General features: G+C 73.0%; 24 protein-coding genes and 1 tRNA gene. 15 read left to right on the top strand and 10 right to left on the bottom strand.

The genetic code is table 11. The features are described 5' to 3' along the window. The first annotated feature begins 127 nt into the window (after positions 1-127). The 5 genes from JOE35_RS12780 to JOE35_RS12760 all read left to right on the top strand — a co-directional run bounded on the left by JOE35_RS12780 (position 128) and on the right by JOE35_RS12760 (position 4,303). The gene (locus JOE35_RS12780; RefSeq protein WP_209561379.1) at positions 128-664 is read left to right on the top strand and encodes a septum formation initiator family protein; all 537 of its coding nucleotides are present in this window, start codon (positions 128-130) and stop codon (positions 662-664) included. Next, the gene (locus tag JOE35_RS12775) at positions 661-1,266 is read left to right on the top strand and encodes a DUF501 domain-containing protein (protein WP_209561378.1); all 606 of its coding nucleotides are present in this window, start codon (positions 661-663) and stop codon (positions 1,264-1,266) included. The genes JOE35_RS12780 and JOE35_RS12775 overlap by 4 nt, the downstream gene beginning before the upstream one ends. 5 nt (positions 1,267-1,271) lie before the next feature. Continuing rightward, on the top strand, positions 1,272-2,546 hold the full coding sequence (locus tag JOE35_RS12770) for a S8 family serine peptidase (RefSeq protein WP_209561377.1): 1,275 nt from the start codon (positions 1,272-1,274) through the stop codon (positions 2,544-2,546). A 40-nt stretch (positions 2,547-2,586) separates the two neighbouring features. Continuing rightward, positions 2,587-4,143 carry an FAD-dependent oxidoreductase gene (locus tag JOE35_RS12765; protein ID WP_209562062.1) on the top strand — a complete coding sequence of 519 codons (1,557 nt, stop codon included), beginning with the start codon at positions 2,587-2,589 and terminating at the stop codon, positions 4,141-4,143. Between the two features lie 86 nt (positions 4,144-4,229). Further along, positions 4,230-4,303 (top strand) — tRNA-Leu (locus JOE35_RS12760). A gap of 117 nt (positions 4,304-4,420) precedes the next feature. Here JOE35_RS12760 and JOE35_RS12755 read toward each other — a convergent pair. Then, on the bottom strand, positions 4,421-6,685 hold the full coding sequence (locus tag JOE35_RS12755; protein WP_209561376.1) for a hypothetical protein: 2,265 nt from the start codon (positions 6,683-6,685) through the stop codon (positions 4,421-4,423). A gap of 250 nt (positions 6,686-6,935) precedes the next feature. Here JOE35_RS12755 and JOE35_RS12750 point away from each other — a divergent pair, with 250 nt between their 5' ends. Both JOE35_RS12750 and JOE35_RS12745 read left to right on the top strand, forming a co-directional pair. After that, positions 6,936-7,517 (top strand): LemA family protein, encoded by a 582-nt coding sequence (locus JOE35_RS12750; RefSeq protein ID WP_197980644.1) that lies wholly within the window; start codon positions 6,936-6,938, stop codon positions 7,515-7,517. 27 nt (positions 7,518-7,544) lie between these two features. Beyond that, on the top strand, positions 7,545-8,456 hold the full coding sequence (locus tag JOE35_RS12745; protein WP_209561375.1) for a M48 family metalloprotease: 912 nt from the start codon (positions 7,545-7,547) through the stop codon (positions 8,454-8,456). Here JOE35_RS12745 and JOE35_RS12740 read toward each other — a convergent pair. Then, positions 8,453-9,691, bottom strand: coding sequence for a winged helix-turn-helix domain-containing protein (locus JOE35_RS12740; protein WP_209561374.1), 1,239 nt, complete (start codon positions 9,689-9,691; stop codon positions 8,453-8,455). The two genes, JOE35_RS12745 and JOE35_RS12740, sit on opposite strands and share 4 nt — an antisense overlap. Before the next feature lie 139 nt (positions 9,692-9,830). Between JOE35_RS12740 and JOE35_RS12735 the strand changes: the two genes are divergently transcribed. Next, complete coding sequence (locus tag JOE35_RS12735) at positions 9,831-11,009, top strand: AI-2E family transporter (protein WP_209561373.1); 1,179 nt, start codon at positions 9,831-9,833, stop codon at positions 11,007-11,009. After that, positions 11,002-12,240, top strand: a complete 1,239-nt coding sequence (ilvA, locus tag JOE35_RS12730) for a threonine ammonia-lyase (protein ID WP_209561372.1) — start codon at positions 11,002-11,004, stop codon at positions 12,238-12,240. The genes JOE35_RS12735 and ilvA overlap by 8 nt, the downstream gene beginning before the upstream one ends. Positions 12,241-12,364: 124 nt before the next feature. Here ilvA and greA read toward each other — a convergent pair whose 3' ends face one another. Beyond that, the gene (gene greA, locus JOE35_RS12725; protein WP_209561371.1) at positions 12,365-12,859 is read right to left on the bottom strand and encodes a transcription elongation factor GreA; all 495 of its coding nucleotides are present in this window, start codon (positions 12,857-12,859) and stop codon (positions 12,365-12,367) included. A gap of 136 nt (positions 12,860-12,995) precedes the next feature. Beyond that, positions 12,996-13,454 carry a DUF4307 domain-containing protein gene (locus tag JOE35_RS12720; RefSeq protein ID WP_245186680.1) on the bottom strand — a complete coding sequence of 153 codons (459 nt, stop codon included), beginning with the start codon at positions 13,452-13,454 and terminating at the stop codon, positions 12,996-12,998. A 78-nt stretch (positions 13,455-13,532) separates the two neighbouring features. Here JOE35_RS12720 and mca point away from each other — a divergent pair, with 78 nt between their 5' ends. Then, positions 13,533-14,426 carry a mycothiol conjugate amidase Mca gene (gene mca, locus JOE35_RS12715; RefSeq protein WP_209561369.1) on the top strand — a complete coding sequence of 298 codons (894 nt, stop codon included), beginning with the start codon at positions 13,533-13,535 and terminating at the stop codon, positions 14,424-14,426. Next, the gene (locus JOE35_RS12710; protein ID WP_209561368.1) at positions 14,423-14,758 is read left to right on the top strand and encodes a hypothetical protein; all 336 of its coding nucleotides are present in this window, start codon (positions 14,423-14,425) and stop codon (positions 14,756-14,758) included. Before mca ends, JOE35_RS12710 begins: the two co-directional genes overlap by 4 nt. On the opposite strand, the gene JOE35_RS12705 is transcribed toward JOE35_RS12710, so the two are convergent. After that, positions 14,755-15,492: a hemolysin III family protein gene (locus tag JOE35_RS12705; RefSeq protein WP_209561367.1), complete on the bottom strand. Its 738-nt coding sequence runs from the start codon at positions 15,490-15,492 to the stop codon at positions 14,755-14,757. The genes JOE35_RS12710 and JOE35_RS12705 overlap by 4 nt on opposite strands. Positions 15,493-15,567: 75 nt before the next feature. Between JOE35_RS12705 and JOE35_RS12700 the strand changes: the two genes are divergently transcribed. The 4 genes from JOE35_RS12700 to JOE35_RS12685 all read left to right on the top strand — a co-directional run bounded on the left by JOE35_RS12700 (position 15,568) and on the right by JOE35_RS12685 (position 20,100). Beyond that, positions 15,568-16,356: an isoprenyl transferase gene (locus JOE35_RS12700; RefSeq protein WP_307803078.1), complete on the top strand. Its 789-nt coding sequence runs from the start codon at positions 15,568-15,570 to the stop codon at positions 16,354-16,356. Positions 16,357-16,461: 105 nt separating this feature from the next. Continuing rightward, on the top strand, positions 16,462-17,589 hold the full coding sequence (locus tag JOE35_RS12695; RefSeq protein ID WP_209561366.1) for an aminotransferase class V-fold PLP-dependent enzyme: 1,128 nt from the start codon (positions 16,462-16,464) through the stop codon (positions 17,587-17,589). Positions 17,590-17,816: 227 nt separating this feature from the next. Continuing rightward, positions 17,817-19,181 (top strand): PhoH family protein, encoded by a 1,365-nt coding sequence (locus tag JOE35_RS12690; RefSeq protein ID WP_123548072.1) that lies wholly within the window; start codon positions 17,817-17,819, stop codon positions 19,179-19,181. Between the two features lie 256 nt (positions 19,182-19,437). Continuing rightward, positions 19,438-20,100, top strand: a complete 663-nt coding sequence (locus JOE35_RS12685; RefSeq protein WP_209561365.1) for a prepilin peptidase — start codon at positions 19,438-19,440, stop codon at positions 20,098-20,100. A 136-nt stretch (positions 20,101-20,236) separates the two neighbouring features. On the opposite strand, the gene JOE35_RS12680 is transcribed toward JOE35_RS12685, so the two are convergent. The 5 genes from JOE35_RS12680 to xseA all read right to left on the bottom strand — a co-directional run bounded on the left by JOE35_RS12680 (position 20,237) and on the right by xseA (position 24,553). Beyond that, on the bottom strand, positions 20,237-21,631 hold the full coding sequence (locus tag JOE35_RS12680) for a class II fumarate hydratase (protein ID WP_209561364.1): 1,395 nt from the start codon (positions 21,629-21,631) through the stop codon (positions 20,237-20,239). A gap of 65 nt (positions 21,632-21,696) precedes the next feature. Further along, positions 21,697-22,326, bottom strand: a complete 630-nt coding sequence (locus JOE35_RS12675) for a carbonic anhydrase (RefSeq protein WP_307803077.1) — start codon at positions 22,324-22,326, stop codon at positions 21,697-21,699. Next, positions 22,323-23,012, bottom strand: coding sequence for a DUF4245 domain-containing protein (locus JOE35_RS12670; protein ID WP_209561363.1), 690 nt, complete (start codon positions 23,010-23,012; stop codon positions 22,323-22,325). The genes JOE35_RS12675 and JOE35_RS12670 overlap by 4 nt, the downstream gene beginning before the upstream one ends. Continuing rightward, a complete protein-coding gene (locus tag JOE35_RS12665) occupies positions 23,009-23,254 on the bottom strand; it encodes an exodeoxyribonuclease VII small subunit (protein ID WP_146904035.1) in 246 nt (81 codons plus the stop codon). The genes JOE35_RS12670 and JOE35_RS12665 overlap by 4 nt, the downstream gene beginning before the upstream one ends. A gap of 9 nt (positions 23,255-23,263) precedes the next feature. After that, a complete protein-coding gene (gene xseA / locus JOE35_RS12660) occupies positions 23,264-24,553 on the bottom strand; it encodes an exodeoxyribonuclease VII large subunit (RefSeq protein WP_209561362.1) in 1,290 nt (429 codons plus the stop codon). Positions 24,554-24,618: the final 65 nt, after the last annotated feature.

Here is a 24,618-nt window from a genome sequence, read left to right as displayed (position 1 = left end):
GGATCCTGCACCCCGCGGGCCCGCGTCCTCGACGTGGTCCCCGCACGAGAGGCCCGTTCCCCCTGGGGAGCGGGCCTCTCGGCGTTCCGTGACCCTGCCCCCTCGCGGGTCGTCTACCCTCGGGTGCATGCCCCGTGAGTCCCCGACCCGACGTGTGCCCGTCGCCTTCGCGTCGCGCGAGACCGCCGCGGGCGGCTGGCTGCGCAGCATCCGCTTCTCCGGCTTCAGCCTGCTGATGCTCGTGATCCTCGTGCTCTTCGTGGTCGTGCTCGCGCCGTCCCTCCGCACCCTGGTCCAGCAGCAGCAGCAGATCGCGTCGCTCGAGCAGGACGTGCGTGACCAGCGCGACGACGTCGACGACCTCCAGGGCGACGTCGCGCGCTGGAGCGACCCTGCCTACATCGAGGCCCAGGCCCGAGACCGGCTGCTCTACGTCTACCCCGGCGAGTACAGCTACCTCGTGATGGGCACGGGCGCCGACGCGACGACGCCCTCGCAGGCACCGATCAGCGACACACTGCAGACCCCCCAGGTCGACTGGGTCGCGGCGATGATGTCGTCCGTGATCGACGCGGGCCTCAGCGACGAGCCCGCGACCGAGCTGGTCGCGCCCGACATCGGCGGCGCGCCCCTGCCGTCCTCCACGACAGGCGGCACCCCGTGACGACCCCTCCCTTCGAGCCCGTCAGCGAGCGGGACGTGCAGCTCGTCACCGCCATGCTCGGCCGCCCGGCCCGCGACGTGATCGGCATCCCCGCACGCTGCGTCTGCGGCAACCCGACCGTGGTCGCGACGAAGCCGCGCCTCGGCGACGGCACGCCGTTCCCGACGCTCTACTACCTGTGCCACCCCGGTGCGACCGCGGCGATCTCGACCCTCGAGGCGAACGGCGTCATGGCCGAGATGACCGAGCTGCTCGCCTCGGACGACGACCTCAGGAGGCGGTACCACGACGCGCACGACGCCTACCTCGCCGACCGCGATGGCATCGAGCACGTGGCCGAGATCGCGCACGTGACGGCGGGCGGCATGCCCGAGCGCGTCAAGTGCCTGCACGCCCTCGCAGGGCACGCCCTCTCGGCGGGCCCCGGCGTGAACCCGCTCGGCGACCTCGCCGTCGAGCGCTCGAGCTGGAGCCCCGACGTGTGCCGCTGCGGCGACTACCTGGGCGAGAGCGGGCTCGACTCGGCAGCGACCGACGTCGGCGGCGCGACCGGTGCGCGCGACGCGACCAGCGCCTCCTCCGCTCCGCCCGAGGCAGGCTGAGGCAGGTGCGCCGCACCGGGGGGCGCGTGGCGGCCAGGGCGCTGACGACGAGCCTGCTCGTGGTGGCGACGGCTGCGGGCCTCGCCCTCGCGCCGGCGGGGGTCGCATCGGCCGACAGCATCCGCGACGCCCAGTACTGGCTGGCCGACTACGGGGTGCAGCAGGCGTGGCAGACGACGCGCGGGGCGGGCGTCACCGTGGCCGTGATCGACACGGGCGTCGACGGCTCGGTCCGCGAGCTGCAGGGGGCCGTCGTCGGCGGCACGGACATGTCCGGGCAGGGCTCGGCCGACGGGCAGAGCCCCGTGGGCTCGGACGACCCTGCCCACGGCACGCTCGTCGGCTCGTTGCTGGCGGGACGAGGCACGGCGACCGGCGACGGCGTGGTCGGCGTCGCGCCCGAGGCCGACCTCCTGTCGATCTCGGTGGGGTTCGGCGCCGGTGCGGTCGACTCCGACCAGCAGATCGCCGACGCCGTCACCTGGGCCGTCGACCACGGCGCCGACGTGATCAACATGTCCCTGACCCGCAACACCCTCGACTGGCCGACGAGCTGGGACGAGGCGTTCCTGCACGCGCAGGAGGAGGACGTCGTGGTGGTCGCGGCGGCCGGCAACCGGGGCAGCGGCACGACCGAGGTCGGCGCGCCGGCCACCATGCCGGGTGTCCTCACCGTCGCCGGCGTCGACAGGTCGGGGGCCGCCAGCTTCGACGCCTCGAGCCAGGGCATCACCATCGGCGTCTCCGCCCCGAGCGAGAAGCTCGTCGGCGTGGGCCCTGGCGACGTGCACTACAGCTGGAGCGGCACCAGCGGCGCGACGCCGCTCGTCGCGGGCATGGTCGCCCTCGTGCGGAGCGCGCACCCCGAGCTCGGGGCCGCCGACGTCATCAACCGGGTGGTCTCGACCGCCGATCCGAGGGGCAGCTCGCTGCCCGACCCGCTCTACGGCTACGGGCTCGTCGACGCGGCCGCCGCCGTCCAGAGCACGGTCGCCCCCGTCACGGCGAACCCCATGGGCGACCTCGCCGAGTGGATCAGGGTGCACCGCCGAGCCGACGCCCCCGCGCCGACCGCGGGGGCGGTCGCTCCCGTCGAGCCCGCGCCGGTGCCCACGCCGCAGAGCGACGGCGACCACCCCCTCAGGGCGCTGCTCCCGACCGTCGAGTCGATGCGCTCGACGGGGCTGCCGCTGATCGTCTTCGCGGTCTTCGGCGCGGCGCTCGTCGCCGTCGGGGCGGGCGCGGCCCGCCAGTTCAGGCGACGACACGAGCAGGAGTAAAGTCGTCGTGCCACCCCACCACCTCGAGGAGTTCACCCCTGTGCCCAAGATCCTGATCGTCGGCGGCGGCTACGCCGGTTTCTACACAGCCTGGAAGCTCGAGAAGTGGCTGCGCGCCGGGGAGGCGGAGGTCACGATCGTCGACCCGCTGCCGTACATGACGTACCAGCCGTTCCTGCCCGAGGTGGCCGCCGGCTCCATCGAGCCGCGTCACGCGGTCGTCTCGCTGCGTCGTCACCTCAAGAAGACCAACGTCGTCACGGCCAAGGTCACCAAGGTCGACCACGCCACCAAGACGGCCACCATCACGCCCGAGGTCGGCGACCCGTGGACGGTCGACTACGACCAGGTCGTCATGACCGCCGGTGCCGTGTCGCGCACGTTCCCGATCCCGGGCGTCGCCGACGAGGCCATCGGCCTCAAGACCATCGAGGAGGCGGCGGCGATCCGCGACAAGCTCCTCACCAACTTCGCGGCGGCGGCCAACCTGCCTGCCGGCGCGGCACGCGACCGCCTGCTGACCGTCACGGTCGTCGGCGGCGGCTTCGCGGGCATCGAGGTCTTCGCCGAGCTGCGCAGCTTCGCGAGCGACCTGCTGAAGAAGTACCCGCAGCTCACCATCGACGACACGCACTTCCACCTCGTCGAGGCCATGGGCCGCATCATGCCCGAGGTGTCGCTCGAGACCAGCCACTGGGTGCTGAAGAACCTCGCCGAGCGCGCCGCCACGGTGCACCTCGACACGCAGCTCAAGTCGGCTGTCGGGGGCGTCATCGAGCTCTCGACGGGCGAGTCGTTCGAGTCGGACCTGATCGTCTGGACGGCTGGCGTCATGGCCAACCCGATGGTCCGCAGCACCGACCTCCCCCTCGAGGAACGAGGGCGCATCACCGTCAAGGCCGACCTGCGCGTCGTCGACGGCGACACGGTCGTCCCCGACGCGTGGGCCTGCGGCGACGTCGCGGCCACGCCCGACCTGACCGGCAAGGGCGTCGGCGGCTTCTGCGTGCCGAACGCCCAGCACGCCGTCCGCATGGGCAAGCACCTCGCCAAGAACATCACCGCGTCCCTGCGCGGCGAGGGCGTCGCCGACTACCGTCACGACAACCTCGGCGCGGTCGCCGGGCTCGGCGTCGGCGTCGGCGTGTTCCAGAGCGGCAAGTTCGTGCTCAAGGGCCTGCCGGCCTGGGCCGCGCACCGTGGCTACCACGGTCTCGCGATGCCCTCCTTCGAGCGCAAGTTCCGCGTCGCCACCGGCTGGTGGAACAACATGTGGCTCGGCCGCGACATCGTCTCGCTCGACAACCGCGAGCGTCCCCGTGCCGCCTTCGAGGAGTTCGCGTCTCGTCCGAAGGCCGCCGTCGCGGAGCCCGCCGCGCCGGCGACGCCCGAGATCGGCAAGGCCGCGGGCGAGCCCGGACCGGCCTACGCCAACCCGGCCGACGAGAAGGGCGCGCCCGCCGAGGGCGATGCCGAGAAGCCCGCCCGCAAGGCACCCGCCCGCAAGCCGGCCGCCAAGAAGCCGGCCGTGAAGAAGGACGACGAGGCGGCGGTTGCTGCCGACGCCGGGCGCGGCTCGCTGTCGACCAGCGACTGAGCCGACCAGCCTTCACGACGCCCGCCCGCTGACCCCCAGCGCGGCGGGCGTCGTCGTCCCCGGCGCGGATCGTAGGCTGGGGCCACGCCCTCGTAGCCCAACGGTCAGAGGCAGGCGACTTAAAATCGCTTCAGTCAGGGTTCGAATCCCTGCGGGGGCACCCTGGCTCCTCCTTCTCGTCTCCGCCCTCCACCCGTCGGGCGTGAGCCGGCGGGAACGGCTGTCGTGGGCCGCCGGGGGAGCACTTCGTGACGGTTCGCGAGCCGTCAAGCCGGGGCTAGAGGGTGCGGCGGGCCGGCTCCACGTAGTTCGTCCAGAGCCAGGCGGCGACCGCCAGCAGCGCGGCGACCAGGCTCACCACCAGCAGTGCGGGCAGGGGGAACGACGAGGAGGGGGCGCCCACGAACACGGCGGCGGCCACCGACACCCCCACGACGGCCAGCACCGCGTAGGCGGGCTTCGACCAGGCCCACACCTGTCGTCCCGGCAGCGAGCCGACCGGCAGCAGCTGGACGACCAGCGAGCCGAGGCCGGCCAGGCAGACGGTCGCCAGGGCCTCGCGCCCGAGCTGCGGCCAGGCACCCGGTGCGTCGACGAGCCCGTGCAGCAGCCAGGCCGCGGCCGGGACGACGACGGTCGCCGCGAGCTGCACCGCGGCGGCGATGCCGTGGTCGCGACCGCTCGGCGTGCGACCGGTCTCCACGGTGTGCCCGCCTCCGTGGTGCACGACGCCCAGCGTCCCGACGAGCAGCACGCCGAGGACGAGCGGGGGGTCGAGCGAGAAGAGCCGCGTCGCACCGCAGGCCACCACGGCGGCCAGCAGCAGGCCGGGCGACATCCGGACGCGCAGCGAGAGGCCGAGCCGCCGGGCGACCAGCGCCGCGGGCAGGACCACCGCGAGGCCGTTGAGCACGACGAGGCCGAGGACTATCCCTCCCAGGAGCCGCGCGTACTGCACCTGCCCGTCTACGCCCGCGGCGACCGCGATGGCGACGGCGCCGGCAGCCAGGGCGAGGCCGGCCGCGACGCGCGGGTCGACGGTGCCCCGGTTGAACGAGGTGGGCAGCTCGGACGTGCGGTTCCGGCCGGTCAGACGCGCCGTCCGAGGGCGGATCCGGCCCCTGGCCGCTGCTGCCGCGAGCCGGGACGGTCCGGCGACGAGGACGAGGAACAGCAGCGCGACCGCGGCGCCCAGGGGCCAGACCGGGCCGCCGAGCGTCTGGGCGAGGGTGGGCAGATCGGCCCCGAACGTCGTCGCGGTCGCCCAGGTCCCGGTCTGCGGGTCCTGACCGGTGCCGGGGGCCGTGCCGCCGCCTCCTCCGCCGTCGGGGCCCGCAGGGGGCGCAGGGGCCGACGACCCGTCGTCGGACGGTGCCGTGGAGGGGCTCGACGGAGGCGCGGCGCCGGGCGAGGGCGTCGAGGTGGCCCCCGGTCGCGGCGTCGGGGTCGCACCGGGCGCGGTCGGGACGGCGGCCGCCGCCGCGCCCACGGTGACGCGGACCGCGGCGCTCGGCGGGCCGAAGTTGCCCGCCGGGTCGACGAGGGCCGCCTGCACCAGGCGGTCGCCGTCCGCCAGCTCGCTGCCCCCGGCACTGCACGACCAGGCCCCGCCGCCCGAGACCGTGGCCTGGCAGACCGGCGTGCTGTCGACGTAGACCGTCGCGAGGGCCCCGGCCTCGCCCGTCCCCGACACGGCGAGGGGCAGGGCGGCGACCCGTTGGCCCGCAGCGGGGCTGGTCACGACCGGGGCCGCGGGGGCGTCGCGGTCGACGGTGACGCTCGAGGACCGGGAGGTGGCGGAGACGGGGACGTCCGGCACGGCGGACGACGACTGGACGGCCCGCACGTCGTGGCGGCCGGAGGGGAAGGTCGCCGCGGGCAGCACGGCGACCCAGCTGCCGTCGGACGACGCGGTCGCCGTGGCCGTGGCTCCCGAGCCCGAGGTGACGGTCACCGCGGCGCCGGGGAAGGCCGTGCCGTCGAGCTTGGCGCCGACGAGCAGGCCGGAGCCGATGGTCGGAGCCGTGAGCACCGAGAAGGAGGGAGAGGTCGCCTGATCGAGGTCGGTGTGGTCGAGATCGGTCGCGACGGCGGTCCAGCCGGCACCGCTAGGGACGGTGGCCGAGCAGCTCCACGCGCCGCTCGCGGACGTCGTCGCCGAGGGGCAGAGCTCGCGGTAGGCGCCGTTGCCCGTCAGCGCGACCTTGACCCGGGCCGCCGGGGTCGCCTCGCCCTGCACCAGCACCGCCCCGGTGGAGCTGTCGGCGACCGGCCGCACGGTCGGCTCCGTCGGAGGTGCCGGCGGCGTCGTGGGGTCGGGCGTCGGGGTGGGCGCGCCGAGCTGAGGAGCGGGGGACTGCGTGGGAGACCCTGCCGCCTCCGCCGGCCCGACCGGCCCCAGCGCGGCGGAGAGGCCGGCGAGCAGGGTGCCGACCGCGAGCACCCAGGTGAGACGGGCGCGCCTGCCGCGTCGGCGGTCGCCGAGAGCGCGTCCGGCGACGGAGGCGGGACGCGGCGAGCGGAGGATCGTGGAGTCGAGCACTGCTCCCCATTCAGCACGCTGTCGAGGGACCTGTCAATCGGTCGCGCGGACCAGTTCGCGCGTGCGGCCCGGCGTGCGGACCGACGCACGACAGGTGATGTCGAGAGTTCCCCCCGAAGACGCCCTGTCCACACGGAGCCCCCATCCAGCGCATTTATAGTGGCCCACGCATCGACGTGACCCTCGACAGGCATCCTGAGGACGACCGCGACGCGTCCACCCGAGCCGTATCCCCAAGGAGTCACCACCCATGCAACCGGCCCTCATCGCCACCCTGGTCGCCGTCGGCATCATCGTCCTGCTCGTCGTGATCGCCGGCATCTACCTCTGGTCGACCTACAACAGCCTCGTCACGCTCAAGGTCCGCGTCGACGAGGCGTGGAGCGACATCACGATCCAGCTCAAGCGCCGAGCCGACCTGATCCCGAACATCATCGAGTCCGTCAAGGGCTACGCGTCCCACGAGGCGAAGGTGTTCCAGAACGTCACGGAGGCGCGGGCCGAGACCCTGGGGGCGCAGACGCCCGCCGAGGCGTCCGCCGCCGAGGGGCACATGCAGACGGCGCTGAAGAGCATCTTCGCCGTGTCCGAGGCGTACCCCCAGCTGCAGGCGAGCCAGAACTTCCTGCAGCTGCAGTCCGAGCTCGTCGACACGGAGGACAAGATCCAGGCCGCCCGCCGGTTCTACAACGGCGGGGTCCGGGAGTTCAACACCAAGACGCGCACGTTCCCGAACACCCTGTTCGTGAAGCGCCTCGGCTTCACCGAGCGCGACTTCTTCGAGGTGGCCGAGCCGTCGGCCATCGCCGAGCCGCCGCGCGTCCAGTTCTAGCGCCGCGCCTCCACCAGGGCCCTCGCCATGTACTCGGCCATCGCGCGGAACAAGCGCAACACGGTCTTCATCGTCCTGATCTTCCTGCTGATCGTGGGCGCGCTCGGCTTCGCCGCGTCCGCGCTCTGGAACAGCCCCTCCATCGGGTTCGTCGTCCTGGTGGGCGCCGCGGTCTACGCGCTGATCCAGTACTTCGCGGCGGGCCGGCAGGCGCTCTCGATGAGCGATGCGCAGGAGGTCGACGCGACCACCGCGCCCCGTCTCTGGCGCACGGTCGAGAACCTCTCCATCACCATGGGCATGCCGATGCCGAAGGTGTACGTCGTCGTCGACCCCGCGCCCAACGCGTTCGCGACCGGGCGTGACCCGGAGCACGCGGTCGTGGCGGCCACGACGGGCCTGCTCGCGCTGATGGACGACGCCGAGCTGCAGGGCGTCATGGCGCACGAGATGGGCCACGTCAAGAACTACGACATCCGCGTCTCGACCATGGTCTTCGGGCTGGTCGTCGCCGTCGGGTTCCTGGCCGACGTCCTGATGCGGATGTCCTTCCTCAGCGCCCTGACCGGGGGGCGGAGCAACAACGGCAACGGCAACGGGGGAGGTGGTGGCTCGAACCCGGTCTTCCTGGTGCTCGGGCTCGTCGCGATGATCATCGCGCCGCTCGCCGCCGCGGGCGTCCAGGCGGCGGTCTCCCGCCAGCGCGAGTACCTCGCCGACGCCACCGGGGCGCTCACCACCCGCCACCCCGAGGGGCTGGCCAGCGCGCTCGAGAAGCTCGGCGCCCACGGTCGCCCCATGCAGCAGCAGAGCACCTCGATGTCGCACCTGTGGATCAGCGACCCGATGAAGCCGGGCGTCATGGACCGCCTCTTCAGCACGCACCCGCCGCTCGCCGATCGCGTGGCCCGGCTGCGCGAGAACGCGTCGCGCTTCTAGCCCGAGCCCGAGCCCGATGCCTCGACGGCGGGCCCGAGCTCGGCGGCGAGGTCGCCCCTCGGCACCACCTCGACCCCGCCGAGCCCCTGCCAGGCGGCCGCCCGGCCCAGCAGCGCCGCGAGACGATCCACGTCGACCGGCAGGTCGCGCTCGCGCCACGAGGCCTGCACACGCAGGACGCCCGCCTGCCGGTCGCTCTTGAGGTCGACGCGGGCGACGAGCTGGTCGTCCTGCAGCACCGGCAGCACGTAGTAGCCGTGCACCCGCTTCGCCTGCGGCGTGTAGATCTCGATTCGGTAGCGGAACCCGAAGAGCCGCTCGGCCCGGGGCCGGTGCCACACGACGGGGTCGAACGGCGACAGCAGGGCGTCGGCCTCGACACGGCGGGGCAGCCGCGCCTCGGAGTGCAGCCACGCGGGCGCGGCCCAGCCGTCGACCGTCACGGGCCGCACGACGCCCGCATCGTGCAGCTCGCGGAGCGCCGGCGCCACGTCGGCCGCCTTGAGCCGCCAGTAGTCGGCGAGGTCGGAGGCGGTGGCGACGCCGGAGGCGCGGGCCGCGTGGGCGACCAGCTGACGGTGCGCCTCTGCCCGGTCCACCTCGACGCCGAGCACCGCGTCGGGCAGCACCTGCTCTGGCAGGGCGTAGACGCGCTCGAAGCGGCGGCGGCCGGCGCTGACGAGCGCCCCCACCCGGAACAGCGCCTCGAGACCGCGCTTGACGTCGCCCCAGCCCCACCACGGGCCGGTGCGGGTCGGCGACGGGAACAGGTCGGCGTCGTGCTCGACCAGGCTCGCGGGCAGCGGGCCCTTCTCGCGGATCTCGTCGAGCAGCCAACGCGCCATCTCGGGCTTCGTCGAGAGCCAGGAGCCCTCGTCGGCACGCCAGCGGTCGTCGTGGTCGCGCATGCGCCAGCGCATCAGAGGCCAGGTCGAGATCGGCAGGATCGCCGCCTCGTGCGCCCAGTACTCGACGAACCGCCCTCTCGGCGCGAACACGAGCCGGTCGAGCGCGTCGCGGTCGTAGTGGCCCAGCCGGGCGAAGACGGGGAGGTGGTGGCTGCGCTCGAAGACGTTCACCGAGTCGATCTGCAGCAGGCCGAGCCGGTCGACGAGGCCGGTGAGCTGACGGGTGCCCACGGCAGTCGAGCCCGGGGCCGCGGTCGGACGGCCGAGACCCTGTGCCGCCAGGGCGACGCGGCGGGCGAGGGCAGGAGACAGGCGGTCGCGGGGCACGATCCGAGGCTAGCCGCGACGACCGACACGCGACGGTCGGGGCGCCTCCTGAGATCACGTCGGACGCAGGCCAGGCATATGCCGCGGAGGGCATGGAGGGCAGGGCGGAACACCACCGGGCCAGCCCTACACTGAGCGCATGATGCGCCGCAGCAGGCTCCCGCGGGGAGCGGCAGAGAAGGTGACCGACCCGAGCGCCCCCGCAGGGTGGGCGCCCGACCCGTCGGTGCCGCGTGGCATGGTGATCGCCGGTGCGTGGTCGTGGCGCGTCCTGCTCGTCGTGGCGGTCGTCGCCGTGTTCGTCTGGCTCGTCATCCAGCTCCGCATCATCGTCATCCCCTTCCTCGTGGCGCTGCTCGTCTCGGCCCTGCTGGTCCCGTTCTCCGGTTGGCTGCAGCGGCACCGCTGGCCGAAGTGGGTCGCGGTCGTCGTGAGCCTCGTCGGCTTCCTGGTCGTCGTCGCGGGGCTCTTCACCCTCGTCGTGCTGCAGATCGTCGACGGGTGGCCGGCGCTGCGCGATCGGTCCGTCGCCTCCTACGGCGAGCTCAAGGACTTCCTGCTGGCGTCGCCGCTGCACCTCACCGAGGGGCAGCTGAACGGATACGTGCGCGACGCGGTGGCGGCCCTCCAACAGGACAGCCAGCCCCTCCTCCGCGGCGCGCTGTCCATCGGCTCGACGGCCGGCCACGTCGGCGCCGGGCTCGTGCTGATGCTCTTCACGACGATCTTCCTGCTCGTCGGCGGCGGCGAGATCTGGCGCTGGCTCGTGCGGCTCTTCCCGCGCGCCGCACGCGACGCGGTCGACGGGGCGGGGCGGGCCGGCTGGCTGACGCTCACGAACTTCGTCAAGGTGCAGATCTTCGTGGCGTTCGTCGACGCCGTCGGCATCGGGCTCGGCGCCCTGCTGCTCGGGCTGCCGCTCGTCGCGCCGATCGCCATCGCGGTGTTCCTCGGGTCGTTCGTGCCCGTGGTGGGCGCCGTCGCGACCGGGGCGATCGCGGTCGTGATCGCGCTCGTCTACAACGGCTGGGTCGTCGCCCTCCTGATGCTCGCGGTCGTGATCCTGGTCCAGCAGATCGAGGGGCACCTCCTGCAGCCCTTCGTCATGGGCAGCGCCGTCAAGGTGCACCCCCTGGCCGTCGTCTTCGCGGTGGCGGCGGGCGCCCTGCTCGCCGGCATCCCCGGCGCTCTCTTCGCGGTGCCCGTCATCGCTGTCCTCAACGTCATGATCGGCTATGTCGCGAGGGGCTCGTGGCGCACGGGCACCCGTCCGACGTCCGCCGACGTCACCTCGCCCGGAAAGGCCACGGATGTCTGACCTCACGATCGCCGGTCCCACGCTGCTCGAGATCGAGCAGGCGCGAGAACGCGTCTCGCGCGTGGCCCGGGTCACGCCGATGGAGAGCTCGCGGTTCCTCGCCGAGCTGCTCGGGTCGCCCGTGCACCTCAAGTGCGAGAACCTGCAGCGCACCGGCTCGTACAAGATCCGGGGCGCCTACAACCGCCTCACCCAGCTGACCGACGACGAGAAGTCGCGCGGCGTCGTCGCGGCCTCTGCCGGCAACCACGCCCAGGGCGTGGCGTTCGCCGCGCGTGAGCTGGGCATCGCCGCCACGATCTTCATGCCCGTCGGGGTCGCTCTGCCCAAGCTGCAGGCGACGCGCGAGTACGGCGCCGACGTGGTGCTCAGCGGCCACGACGTCGAGCAGGCGCTGCGGGCGGCCGCCGAGTTCGCGGCGAGCACCGGCGCGGCCCTCATCCCGCCGTTCGACCACCCCGACGTCGTCGCGGGCCAGGGCACCCTCGGCCTCGAGATCCTCGAGCAGGTGCCCGACGTCGACACGATCATCGTGCCCATCGGCGGCGGCGGGCTGATCGCCGGCGTCGCCAGCGCGGTGAAGCAGCAGAACGCGCGGACCGGCCGCACGGTCCGCGTCATCGGGGTGCAGGCGGCCAACGCCGCTCCCTACGCGGTCTCGATGGCGAGCGGCGTCCGCACCGACATCACGGCCCTGCCGACCATCGCCGACGGCATCGCCGTCGCCCGGCCCGGCGTGCTCAACTTCGAGATCGTGCGCGAGACCGTCGACCAGGTCGTCACGGTCGGCGACGACGACACGGCCAGGGCCATGCTCGTCCTGCTCGAGCGCGCGAAGCTCGTCGTCGAGGCGGCCGGCGCCGTGGGCGTCGCCGCCGTGATGACCGAGCAGGTGCGCGACCTCGGCACGACGGTGATCGTGCTCAGCGGCGGCAACATCGACCCCCTGATGATGGAGCGCGTCATCAGCCGCGGCCTCGCCGCCGCCGAGCGCTACCTCAAGCTCCGTGTCGGCCTGCCCGACCGTCCTGGGCAGCTCACCCGTGTCTCGCAGATCCTGTCCGACGCGAACGCGAACGTCGTGGAGGTGCTGCACACCCGTCACCAGCGGGGCCTGCAGATCAGCGAGGTCGAGCTCGAGCTCAGCGTCGAGACCCGTGGGCCGGACCACGTCGAGGACGTCCTCCGGCGCCTCCGCGAGGCCGGCTTCGAGCCGAACGTCGACTTCTAGGCGCTCACGCTCCGGACGCACGACGGAGGCCCCTGCTCAGGCGAGCAGGGGCCTCCGTCGTGCTCCGCTCCCGTCGTGGGGGAGCAGGGCCCCGGGCCGGTCACGGCACGCGGGTGGGTCAGGATCAGGGGACGTAGGTCTCGACCGCGCTGACGGTGACCGTGATCTCCTTGCCGTTCGGCGCCGTGTAGCTGGTCGTGGTGCCGACCTTGACGCCGTTGATGGCCTGGCCGAGCGGGCTCGTCTCGCTGTAGACCGAGAGGTCGCTGCCCGGCGCGATGATCTCGCGGTTGCCGAGGAGGAACGTGCTGGGGTCGCCGGCGATCGTCGCGGTCACGACGGTGCCGGGGCCGACGATGCCGTCGGCGGCAGTGGACTCGCCGACGGTCGCGTGCTTGAGCAGGTTGATCAGGGTGCGGATGCGCGCCTCGATCTTGCCCTGCTCGTCCTTCGCGGCGTGGTAGCCGCCGTTCTCCTTGAGGTCGCCCTCTTCGCGAGCGGCCTCGATGCGGCCCACGATCTCGGCCCGGCCCTCGCCGCTCAGCGTCTCGAGCTCGGCCTGGAGGCGGTCGCGGGCGTCGGGCGTCAGCCAGGTGGTGGCGTCGTTGTCTTGGCTCATGGTGTCTCCGTCCGTGCGGCGGCCTGCGCGTGCGGCGGCCCTGTCCGCGGGAGCGGGAGCCGCGCGCCCGGTCGGGGCACGCCCACCGAAAAAAGGAGACCGGCCGAGTGGCCGGTCTCGTGGGTGTCCGCGCAGTCTACGGAAGCCAGCACTCGTAGATCAACCCTGTCACGGCGCGTTCGCTGGTCGCGAGCGAGGTCGTGTAGGTCGTGGAGTGCGTCGGCGAGGCCGGCAGGTGCACGACCTTCCAGCCCACGATGCTGAACTTCTGGTTCTGGGCCTGCACGGCGCAGCTCACCTCGGTGCCCGGCTGCGTGCTGATCGTGTACTGCACGTCGACCGCGCGGTCGTCGAGCACCGTGTAGCCGACGTCCGTGCTCTCGAGCTTCGAGCCGTCGCCGTCGAAGGCGGCGAAGACGACCCACGCGGCGAACACGACCACGAAGGAGGCGGCGACGACGATCGCGGTCAGGCGGCCGCGCCGACGGGTGCCGGTGCTGCGCCCGTAGCGGGCGTCGAGCCGGGCCGAGGCGCCGTCGCGCGGCTGGCCGACGGGCTGCTCGGGTGCTGCAGCCGGCGATGGTGCGGGGGGCATGGACGCCACGGGGACTCCGTCCGATTATCCTTGTCCTGAGGGTAGCAACGTCTGCCCTGCACGAATTGCGAGGAACCCGTGACCCTGCGCCTCTTGGCCGTCCACGCCCATCCCGACGACGAGTCCAGCAAGGGCTCGGCCACCTACGCCTACTACCGCAGCCTCGGTGCCGAGGTGCTCGTCGTGAGCTGCACGGGGGGCGAGCAGGGCTCGATCCTCAACGAGCAGCTCGAGGCCCGCGCCCACGCCGAGCGCGACATCGCCGGCCTCCGCGTGCACGAGATGCGTGCCGCGCAGGAGGCGATGGGCATCCAGCACCTCTGGCTCGGCTACGCCGACTCCGGCCTGCCGGCCGAGGGCGAGCCGGTCGCGGTCAACTCGTTCGCCACGATCCCTCTCGAGATCAGCGCCGAGCCGCTCGTCGCGGTCATCCGCCGGTTCCGGCCCCAGGTGCTGGTCACGTACGACGAGATCGGCGGCTACCCGCACCCCGACCACATCCGCACCCACGAGATCTCGATGGAGGCGTTCCGGGCGGCGTCCGACGCCGCCCGCTACCCGGCCGCGGGCGAGCCCTGGCAGATCGACAAGGTCTACTACGACCGGATGTTCAGCGCCGGCCGCGTCGGCGCGATGATCACGCACCTGAAGGCTGAGGACCCGGAGTCGCCCCTGATCGAGCGTCTCACCGAGATGCTCGAGCGCTTCAGCGACCGGCCCGACCTCGCGACGACGCACGTGCCGGTCTCCGAGTTCTTCCCGGTCCGCGACGCTGCCCTCCGCGCGCACGCCAGCCAGGTGCCGCTCGACAGCGCCTTCTTCTTCTGGCCGCACGACCTCCAGGTCGCCGCGTGGCCCACGGAGGACTTCCAGCTGGTCGAGTCGCGCGTCGACTCGCCGGTGCCCGAGACCGACCTCTTCGCCGGCGTCACCGACCCCGACACCGGCCTCGTGGGGGTGCAGGCCCGATGAGCGCTGCAGGTGACCTCGTGCTGACCGCGGCCGTGCGCCTCCTCTCGCAGCCGTCGACCCCCGACGCGACGCTGCCGCCGTCGACCGTGCCCGATGTCGACGTCACGCCGGGCGTGTGGGGCTTCGTCGCCATCGCGTTCGTCGCCGTGGCGACGGTGCTGATCATCGTCGACATGACGCGTCGCGTCCGCCGCACCCGCTACCGCGGCGAGGTCCGCGAGCAGATCGAGGCCGAGCGCGCCGAGGCCGACGCCGCCGCCGCGGGGCTGGACGACGAGCCGCGGCCGCAGCTCGGCGACGACGACCGTCGCGATCGGCCGACCGGCCCCTAGGCGAAGGCGGGGGCGTTCAGCGCCAGGACCAGGATGCCGGTCCAGTGGCAGAGGTACGCGAGCACGGTGCAGGCGTGGAACAGCTCGTGGAACCCGAACCGGCCGGGTGCCGGGTTCGGGCGCTTCAGCGCGTAGAAGACCGCCCCGACGATGTAGAGCAGCCCGCCGACGAGCACGAGCACCGTCATCGGCACGGAGGCGGCGACCAGGTCGGGCAGGAACCCCAGCGCGCCGACGCCCATCAGGATGTACAGCGGCACGTAGAGCCAGCGCGGCGCGTGGATGAAGAACACCCGGAACGCGATGCCGAAGGCCGCCGCCGTCCAGACGAGCGTCAGCAGCAGGGCCGACTTGCCCGGCGGCAGGGCGATCGCGGCGATGGGCGTGTACGTGCCGGCGATCAACAAGAAGATGTTCGAGTGGTCGAGCCGCTTCAGGAACATCTTCGCGCGCGGGCTCCACGGGAACCGGTGGTAGGTCGCCGAGATGCCGAAGAGCAGCAGCGACGTGGTCATGAACACCGCGCAGGCCCAGGTCGCGGCCGCGCCGTCGGCGAGCACGACGAGCACGATCCCCGTCGCGATCGCGACCGGGAAGGTGCCCGCGTGGATCCAGCCGCGCCACGTGGGCTTGCGCTCGATCGACGGGTAGGCGAGCGCGTCGTCGAGCAGGGGGATGTTCGGCAGCTCCGCGCCGCCGTCGTCGGCGACCGGAGAGGGCGAGGAGGTGCTCATGAGGGCGAGCGTAGGGGAGGCGGCCCCACAGCTGCTGGGACCCTCGGGACCGCCCAGGTGGGTTAACCTGGGCACGTGAAGAGTCCTCGACGGCCTCCCGTGGCTGGCGGCCTGCTGTACGGCCTGTACCAGCGCCGTCTGCGCCGTGAGCTCGATGGGGCCGAGCTGCCGCACCACGTCGCCATGATCGTCGACGGCAACCGCCGCTGGGCCAAGGCCCGCATGCTCGAGACCGCCGCGCACGGGCACCGCGCGGGCGCCGCGAAGATCAGCGAGTTCCTCGCCTGGTGCGACGACCTAGGCATCCGCGTCGTGACCCTCTACCTGCTGTCGGCCGACAACCTCGGCAACCGCGCCTCCGACGAGCTGACCGAGCTGTTCGGCATCATCGGGGACGTCGCCGACGAGCTGTCGCACCAGCGCGACTGGAAGGTGCAGCACGTCGGCTCGACCGACGACCTGCCCGACGGACTGTGCGCCTCGCTCACCGCCGCGGAGGAGCGCACGCGCGACCACGGCGGGCTGCACGTCAACCTCGCCGTCGGCTACGGCGGCCGGCGCGAGATCGCCGACGCGATGCGGAGCATCGTCCGCGCCCACGACGCGGCGGGCGGCACCCTCGACGCGCTCGCCGAGGTCCTCACGCCCGAGCTGATCGCCGACCACCTCTACACCGGCGGACAGCCCGACCCCGACCTCGTGATCCGCACGTCGGGCGAGCAGCGCCTCAGCGACTTCATGCTCTGGCAGAGCGCGCACAGCGAGTTCTACTTCGTCGAGGCGCTCTACCCCGACCTGCGCGAGGTCGACTTCCTCCGGGCCGTGCGCGACTTCGCCCTCCGGCACCGCCGCTACGGCAGCTGACCCGGCGCGGGGCTCGTCGGCCCTCGGGGCTCCTGCCTCGGGTCGTCGATCCCTCGACCGCTCGGGCCGGGTACGGTGGAGGACCCTGATCCGAGGAGCACCACCGTGAGCACCATCGACGACTTCGCCGCCGGCTTCGCCGACGAGGCGGGCTGGTTCGACTTCGCCTCGTTCGGCCCGATGGGCACGGGCGTCGTGCAGGAGGCGCGGGCCCTGACCGAGCTCCAGTCGCGCTCCCGGCACGGCTCGGTCGTCGCCCTCGACGAGCAGGCCGGGCGCGCCCGACGGGCCGTCGCCGCCCTGACGGGGTTCCCGACCGACCACGTCGTGTTCCAGCCGAGCACGAGCCAGGGCATGATGCACACGCTGTTCGGGCTGACGGGCGCACTCGCCCTGTCTCCGCGGGAGTACCCGACGACTCCGCTCGCCGCGACCCGCGCCTCCTCGGCCCTGCGCGTGCTCGACACGGTGTGGCTCGACGTGCCCGACGAGGCCGTGACCCCTGCGGTGCTCCGCGAGCACCTGACGCCGTCGGTGACCGCCGTCGCCGTCAGCGTCGTCGACTACCGCACGGGTTACCTCGCCGACCTCGAGGGCATCCGCCAGGTCATCGGCGACCGGCTGCTGATCGTCGACGGCATCCAGGGCTTCGGCGTCGTCGACGCGCCCTGGGGCGTCGCGGACGTGCTGGTCACGGGCGGCCAGAAGTGGCTGCGCGCGGGCTGGGGCACGGGCTTCATGGCCCTCAGCGACCGCGCGCTGACCGACCTCACGCCCGTGTTCAGCGGCGTGCACGGCTCGGAGATCACCCTCGGCGGCTCGTACGAGCACGGTGCCGAGCCGGCCCCGGGCGCCGCCGCGTTCCAGCTCTCCCGCCCCGACCCCATCGCGGAGGCGCGCCTCGCGACGTCGCTGGAGGAGATCGCGGCCGTCGGCATCCGTCCCGTCGCCGGGGCCGTCGCCGAGCGTGCGACCCGGCTGATCGACCTCGCCGACGAGTTCGCCGTGCCCGTGACCTCGTCGCGCGTCGAGTCGGAACGCGCCGGCATCGTCGTGCTCGAGCCGGAGCCGCAGCACCTCACGGCGCTGACGGCCTCGCTGCTGAACCACGGGGTCAGCGCGACGGTGCGGAGCACGAGCGTGCGGCTCAGCACCCACGTGTCGAACGGGGAGGACTCGTTCGGGCTGCTCCGCGAGGCGCTGATGTCGTACGGGAGCTCGATCTCGTACTGACGGCCGGGCGGCCGGGGCGCAGACCCTCGACCAGCACCTGAGGGTCGTTCACCTGATCGTCACACGACACGGCGCGGCGCGGCTGGTGCGTGTCGGGGGCACGACGTAGGTTCGGCTCATCGGGCAAGTAGCCCGGTCGAGACGGCCACGAAAGTTCGCCTCGCGACTGCTCCGCGGCCGTCCTGCCGAAGGTACCGAGTGCCTCGTCGCTCGGAGATGGAGTCGTCGTGACCGTCAACACCCGGGCCGACCAGCAGAGCACCTCAGCAGACCGTCGGGCGGGCACGCCCCGCACCGCGGTCGATCAGCGCACCTACGTCCTCGACACGTCCGTCCTGCTCAGCGACCCCCAGGCGATCTTCCGGTTCGCCGAGCACGACGTGGTGCTGCCCGTCGTGGTCGTCAGCGAGCTGGAGGGCAAGCGCCACGATCCTGAGCTGGGCTACTTCGCGCGACAGGCGCTGCGCCTCCTCGACGGTCTGCGCGTGGCGCACGACCGTCTCGACTTCCCGGTCGAGGTCGGGTCGGGCGGCTCGTTCCGCGTCGAGCTGAACCACTCGAACATGTCGGTGCTGCCCTCTGGCCTCCAGCTCGGCGACAACGACTCGCGCATCCTCGCGGTGGCCTCGAACCTCGCCAACGACGGGCTGGCCGTGACGGTCGTCTCGAAGGACCTGCCGCTGCGCGTCAAGGCGGCGTCGATCGGCCTCGCGGCGGAGGAGTACCGCGCCGAGCAGGTGGTCGACAGCGGCTACACCGGCCTCAGCGAGCTCGACGTCTCGAGCGACCAGATGGCGTCGTTCTGGGAGAAGGAGACGATCAGCTCCCGTGCCCTCGCCGACGTCCCCGTGAACACCGGACTCGTCGTGCACTCCGACCGCGGCTCGGCGCTCGGCCGGGTCACCGCCCGGGGCGAGGCGCGGCTCGTGCGCGGCGACCGCGACGTGTTCGGGCTGCACGGCCGCTCGGCGGAGCAGCGGCTCGCCATCGACCTGCTGCTCGACCCCGAGGTCGGCATCGTCTCGCTCGGCGGCAGCGCGGGCACCGGCAAGTCGGCGCTCGCCCTCTGCGCCGGCCTCGAGGCCGTGCTCGAGAAGCAGCAGCACAAGAAGATCATGGTGTTCCGGCCGCTCTACGCCGTCGGCGGTCAGGACCTGGGCTTCCTGCCCGGCGACGCCGCCGAGAAGATGAACCCCTGGGGGCAGGCGGTCTTCGACACCCTGGGAGCGATCGTGTCGCAGAACGTGCTCGACGAGGTCGTCGAGCGGGGGCTGCTCGAGGTGCTGCCGCTGACGCACATCCGGGGTCGCTCGCTGCACGACGCGTTCGTGATCGTCGACGAGGCCCAGTCGCTCGAGCGCAACGTGCTGCTCACGGTGCTCAGCCGGATCGGACAGAACAGCCGGGTCGTCCTCACCCACGACGTGGCGCAGCGCGACAACCTGCGGGTGGGGCGCCACGACGGCGTCGCGTCGGTGATCGAGACGCTCAAGGGCCACCCGCTGTTCGGGCACGTGACCCTGACGCGCTCGGAGCGCTCGGCGATCGCGGCGCTCGTGACGGAGCTGCTCGAGTCGAACGAGCTCGCCTAGCGCGCAGCGACCCGCCGGGTGGCCGCCACCCGGCCACCCGGAGGGTCGACGCGGCGACGAACGAGTTGCCCCGGATCGCTGCCTCCGACGCGCCGAGGCAGCCGTTCGGGGCAACTTGCGCGTGGCCTGCTCTGGCTCGGATCGGCAGTGGTGACGGGCGAGGGTCCCTCCTGCACTGGCGGAGCCCGGGCGAGATCGCCCACAAGGGCGGGGCGACCGCAGGAGGCGCGGTGCACGAGGGCGTCAGGGTCGCTGAATGACGACGACGCACCACGAGCACGGCCCGGACGAGCACGGCCGGGACGGCGACCGCGGGCGGGACGGAGGGGACCACGAGGGGGACGACTCGGCCCCGGCACCGCGCCGGGGTCGGAGGCCGACGCGGATCGACGTCGTCGCGGGGCTCGCGTTGCTGGGCCTGGTCGCGGCGCTGGACCTGTCCCTGCCCGCGGCGATCGCCGCGTCGGGACTCGCCGCCGTGACCGGTGCCCTCGTCCGGGTCGACGTCGCCGAGCGGCGTCTGCCGAACGTCCTCGTGCTCGTCGTGCTGATCGGAGCTGCGGCAGGTGTGGTGCTGGCCGGGGCGGGCGGCGAGGGGACGCAGGCGGCGTGGGCGTGCCTCCTCGGCCTCGTCGTGTTCGCCGCGTGCGTCCCGCTCGTGCACGCCGGCGGGCTCGGTGCGGGCGATGCCAAGCTCGCGAGTGTCGGGGTCGTGGTCGCGGAACTGGTGTCTCCGTCGGCCCCGCTCGCCTGGCTCGTGGCGGTGGCCTTGCTCGGGGGAGTGCACGGGGTGGCCGCTGTCCTCACCCGCCGACACGGCACGCCTCCGCGCCGCGTCGCCATCCCGTTCGGCCCCGTGATGCTCGTCAGCTGGTGGCTCGCGGTCGTCGCCGCGTCGACGGTCCTCGACGCTGCGTGAGCACGCCGGTGGCCGGTTCGCCCAGGCCGCCTGTCAGTCGCAGACGTCGCACCGCGTCACGTGCACTGCACCTCGTCTAGATCGGGTGCGGTGCACGGAACGCGGTGCGGTGCGGTGCGTTGCGGCGCGGTGCAGCTCAGCCGGGGCGGGTCATGCTCAGCACGTCGAGTGCCGAGTCGAGCTGTTCGTCGGTGACCTCGCCGCGCTCGACGAAGCCGAGGTCGACGACGGCCTCGCGCACCGTGATCTTCTGCGCCACGGCGTGCTTCGCGACCTTCGCCGCGGCCTCGTAGCCGATCACGCGGTTCAGCGGCGTGACGATCGACGGCGACGACTCCGCCATGGCGCGGGCGCGCTCGACGTCCGCCTCGAGACCGTCGACGGTCTTGTCGGCGAGCACCCGGGTCGCGTTCGAGAGGAGGCGGATCGACTCGAGCAGGGCGGTGCCCATCACCGGGATGGCCACGTTGAGCTCGAACGAGCCGGAGGCGCCGGCCCAGGCGATCGTGGCGTCGTTGCCGATCACCCGTGCCGACACCATGAGGACGGCCTCGGGCACGACGGGGTTGACCTTGCCGGGCATGATCGACGACCCGGGCTGCAGGTCGGGGACGTGCAGCTCGCCGAGGCCGGCGTTCGGGCCGGAGCCCATCCAGCGGATGTCGTTGTTGATCTTGGTCAGGCTGACGGCGAGCACACGGAGGGCTCCCGACGCCTCGACGAGGCCGTCACGGGCGCCCTGCGCCTCGAAGTGGTCGAGCGCCTCGGTCACGGGCAGGCCGCTGTCGTCGGCGAGCACGGAGATGACCTCCTGCGGGAACCCGACGGGGGTGTTGATGCCGGTGCCCGTGGCGGTGCCGCCGAGCGGCACCTCGGCGACGCGGGGGAGCGTCGCCTGCACGCGCTCGACGCCGAGGCGGATCTGCCGGGCGTAGCCGCCGAACTCCTGGCCGAGCGTGACCGGGGTCGCGTCCATGAGGTGGGTGCGACCCGCCTTGACGACGCCGGCCCACTCGGCGGCCTTGCGCTCGAGGGACTCGGCGAGGTGCTCCAGCGCCGGCACCAGGTCGTGCAGCAGCGCGCCGGTGACGGCGACGTGGACTGAGGTGGGGAACACGTCGTTCGACGACTGCGAGGCGTTGACGTGGTCGTTGGGGTGCACCTCGACGCCGTCGACCGTGCCGGCGAGGGTGGCGAGCACCTCGTTCATGTTCATGTTCGACGAGGTCCCGCTGCCGGTCTGGAAGACGTCGACGGGGAACTGGTCGTGGTGCTGCCCGCCGATGATCGTGTCGGCCGCGGCGACGATCGCGTCGGCGACGCCTGCGGGGACGATGCCTCGTCGGCCGTTCACGACGGCGGCAGCCCGCTTGATGCGCGCCAGTGCGACGATCTGCGCCGCCTCGAGGCCGGCTCCCGAGATGGGGAAGTTCTCGACGGCCCGCTGGGTCTGTGCACGCCAGAGGGCGGCCGCGGGGACCCGCACCTCGCCCATCGTGTCGTGCTCGATGCGGTACTCGGTTGTGGTCACGACGTCATCGTCCTTCCTTCGGCCCTCGTGGGGCGGTGTCACGGGAGCCGGTCGCCCCCGCGGCGTCAGAGTCGACCGATGATGATCGACGGGTCGACGCGGCCGTCGGCGAGCGCGTAGTTCGCCCCGACCACGGTCAACCTACCCTCGGCCACGGCGGCCGAGATGAGCGCGCTCCGGCCCACCAGCGCCTCGACCGAGGCCTGGATGTGCAGCGCCCCGACCGCGCGCGGGTCGAGCACCGCACCCGGCTCGAGTGCGATCGTCGCCCGTCGGACGCTCGGCACGATCATGTCGACCAGGTCGCCGAGGAACCGCGACCCGGGAGGCGCGTCGCTCGTGAGCGAGTCGATGGCCGTCGCGACCGCGCCGCAGCTGTCGTGGCCGAGCACGACGATGAGCGGCACGCCGAGCACCGAGACCGCGTACTCGAGCGAGGCGATGACGGTGTCGCCGACGACCTGGCCGGCGTTCCGCACGACGAAGAGGTCGCCGAGGCCGACGTCGAAGATGATCTCGGCGGCGAGGCGCGAGTCGGCGCAGCCGAACAGGGCCGCGACGGGCTCCTGCCCGCCGGCGAGCAGCGCGCGTCGATCGCTGTCCTGGTGGGGGTGCTGGGGAGCTCCGGTCACGAAGCGCTCGTTGCCGGCCTTCATGCGCTCCCACGCGCGTCCGGGCGTCAGCGGATCGGTCACGACTGGTCTCCTGTCTGGTCGGCCAGCTGCTCGGCCAGGGCGGTCGCGAGCTGCTCGAACTCGACGTCGCCCGCCGTGCCGTGCAGCACGTACGAGCTGCGGTCGACCGTGGTCGTCATCGAGTAGGCGTAGTTGCCGGGGCTCTCGCCGTCACGGCGGTCGTAGACCTGCCAGTCGAGCCCGGCGATCGTCACCGCGCCCGTGGCGGGTCGGGCCTGCACCGCGTTGGCGACCCACGTCGCGTTGGCGTCGACGCCCTGCTCGAGCGCGATGAACTGCTCGGTGGGCGTGATGAGCCCGACGTACCAGGTGGCGACGCCGTCGGCGGTGCCCGTCGAGATGTCCGCGCGGTTCGACGTCCAGCCGTCGGGCAGGTCCGGGGCGGCGAGCGGCACGTCGACGTTGCTCTCGGCGCTCTGCGCCACCGACCGGTAGTCGATCTCCTGGCGGTTGACGGTGCCGCTCGGTCGGACGACGACCAGCACCAGGAACAGCACGACGGCCAGCGACGCGACGATGGACAGCGTCAGGTTGACGGCGGTCTGGTTGGCGTAGTGCTTGCGGGTGTTCTCCGCCTTGCGGCGTGCGGTCTCGTCCGGCGTCTCAGGGCGTCCGAGCTCGGCCACGATCCGCGGCTGCTTCTTGCGAGGCCCGGGGTCGTTCGTGCGGGGTCCGGGGTCGGTCATTCGGCGGGCGCCTGTCGACGGGCGGCCTCGAGGCGCTCGCGAGCGCCGAGCAGCCACTCCTCGCAGCGGCGCGCGAGGGCCTCGCCTCGCTCCCACAGGGCGAGCGAGCGCTCCAGGGTCGAGGCCCCCTGCTCGAGCTCGGACACGACGGTCACGAGCTCGTCGCGCGCCTCCTCGTAGCTCAGGGACGCCACGTCGGCGGGAGCGGACGCGGAGGGTGCGGGGGAGGAGGACTGTGCCACGGGTCGATCCTAACGAGAGGTGCTGGCAGGGGAGGCGGCGTCGCTCGACGACGAGGAGGACGGGGAGGAGGCGGGGCCTGGGGAGGAGGCGCCGGTGCTGACGGCCTGCAGCGCGCCTCCTTCGAGGGTGAGGACCAGCTCGGTCGACTCGGGGGCGTCCGCCGGGTCGCGGAGCACTCCGCCGCCCGGCAGCTGGACGATCGAGTAGCCGCGCCGCAGGGTGCCCTGGGGCGAGAGCGCACGCAGCTGGGCCGTCAGCTCGGAGACCCTGGTGTGCGCCCGCTCGACGGCCCGGGAGAGGAGTTCTTCGCCGCGGGCGACGGCTCGGACGATCTCGTCGGCACGCACGTCGACGAGGGTCTGGGGCGAGGCGAGCACGGGTCGGCTGCGCACCTGCTCGAGCCGGTCGATCTCGGTCGACACGATCTGGTTCAGCCGCACCCCGATGCGCGAGCGGGCCTGCTGCACGCGCGACAGCTCTTCGCCGACGTCGGGCACCACGCGCTTCGCGGCGTCGGTGGGGGTGGACGCCCGCAGGTCGGCCACGTCGTCGAGCAGCGGGCGGTCGGCCTCGTGCCCGATCGCGCTGACCACGGGAGTGCGGCACGCCGCGACCGCCCGCACGAGCGACTCGTCGCTGAAGCCGAGCAGGTTCTGGAAGTCGCCGCCGCCGCGGGCGACGATGATCACGTCGACCTCGGGGTCGGCGTCGAGCTGCTGCACGGCGGCGGTGACCTCGCCCACCGAGCGGTCGCCCTGCACCGCCGCGTGCACCACGCGGAACGAGACCGAGGGCCAGCGCAGCTGGGCGTTGCGGAGCACGTCTTTCTCGGCGTCGCTGTCGCGGCCGGTCACGAGCCCGATGCACTGCGGCAGGAAGGGCAGCCGCTTCTTGCGGTCGGGGGAGAACAGGCCCTCGGCGGTCAGCTGCGCCCTGAGGCGCTCGAGGCGCTCGAGCAGGTCGCCCAGCCCGACGTGGCGCATGTCGAAGACCTGCATGGTCAGCGAGCCGCCCTTGACCCAGTAGTTCGGCTTGACGGCCGCGATCACGCGGTCGCCCTGCTTCAGGTCGGCGGGCACCCTCGACTTCACGCTCGACCAGATCGAGAACGAGACGGTGACGTCTTGCTCGAGGTCGCGCAGCTTGCCGTAGACGTTGCCGCCCGAGACGTTCCACTGGGTGATCTGCCCCTCGACCCACGCCGTGCCGAGCCGGTCGATCCAGTCGCGCACCTTGCCCGCGAGCAGGCCGACAGGCCAGGGCGCGTCGGCGGTGGGCGGCGGGGTGACGATCGTCATGCGGGGGCGTCCTCAGGTCGGTGCGCGGACAGGGGCAGGGGCGAGGGCAGGACACGGAGCGCGAG

It is taken from the genome of Frigoribacterium sp. PvP032 (assembly GCF_017833035.1).
Classification (GTDB): domain Bacteria; phylum Actinomycetota; class Actinomycetes; order Actinomycetales; family Microbacteriaceae; genus Frigoribacterium.
This window is presented reverse-complemented; position numbering and strand designations above follow the sequence as displayed.

Bases quoted from the DNA above. Each gene is read 5' to 3' on its own strand.
- JOE35_RS12780 (WP_209561379.1), top strand. From the start codon at position 128: ATGCCCCGTGAGTCCCCGACCCGACGTGTGCCCGTCGCCTTCGCGTCG.
- JOE35_RS12750 (WP_197980644.1), top strand. From the start codon at position 6,936: ATGCAACCGGCCCTCATCGCCACCCTGGTCGCCGTCGGCATCATCGTC.
- JOE35_RS12745 (WP_209561375.1), top strand. From the start codon at position 7,545: ATGTACTCGGCCATCGCGCGGAACAAGCGCAACACGGTCTTCATCGTC.
- JOE35_RS12735 (WP_209561373.1), top strand. From the start codon at position 9,831: ATGATGCGCCGCAGCAGGCTCCCGCGGGGAGCGGCAGAGAAGGTGACC.
- ilvA (WP_209561372.1), top strand. From the start codon at position 11,002: ATGTCTGACCTCACGATCGCCGGTCCCACGCTGCTCGAGATCGAGCAG.
- greA (WP_209561371.1), bottom strand. From the start codon at position 12,859: ATGAGCCAAGACAACGACGCCACCACCTGGCTGACGCCCGACGCCCGC.
- JOE35_RS12720 (WP_245186680.1), bottom strand. From the start codon at position 13,454: ATGCCCCCCGCACCATCGCCGGCTGCAGCACCCGAGCAGCCCGTCGGC.
- JOE35_RS12710 (WP_209561368.1), top strand. From the start codon at position 14,423: ATGAGCGCTGCAGGTGACCTCGTGCTGACCGCGGCCGTGCGCCTCCTC.
- JOE35_RS12705 (WP_209561367.1), bottom strand. From the start codon at position 15,492: ATGAGCACCTCCTCGCCCTCTCCGGTCGCCGACGACGGCGGCGCGGAG.
- JOE35_RS12685 (WP_209561365.1), top strand. From the start codon at position 19,438: ATGACGACGACGCACCACGAGCACGGCCCGGACGAGCACGGCCGGGAC.
- JOE35_RS12670 (WP_209561363.1), bottom strand. From the start codon at position 23,012: ATGACCGACCCCGGACCCCGCACGAACGACCCCGGGCCTCGCAAGAAG.
- xseA (WP_209561362.1), bottom strand. From the start codon at position 24,553: ATGACGATCGTCACCCCGCCGCCCACCGCCGACGCGCCCTGGCCTGTC.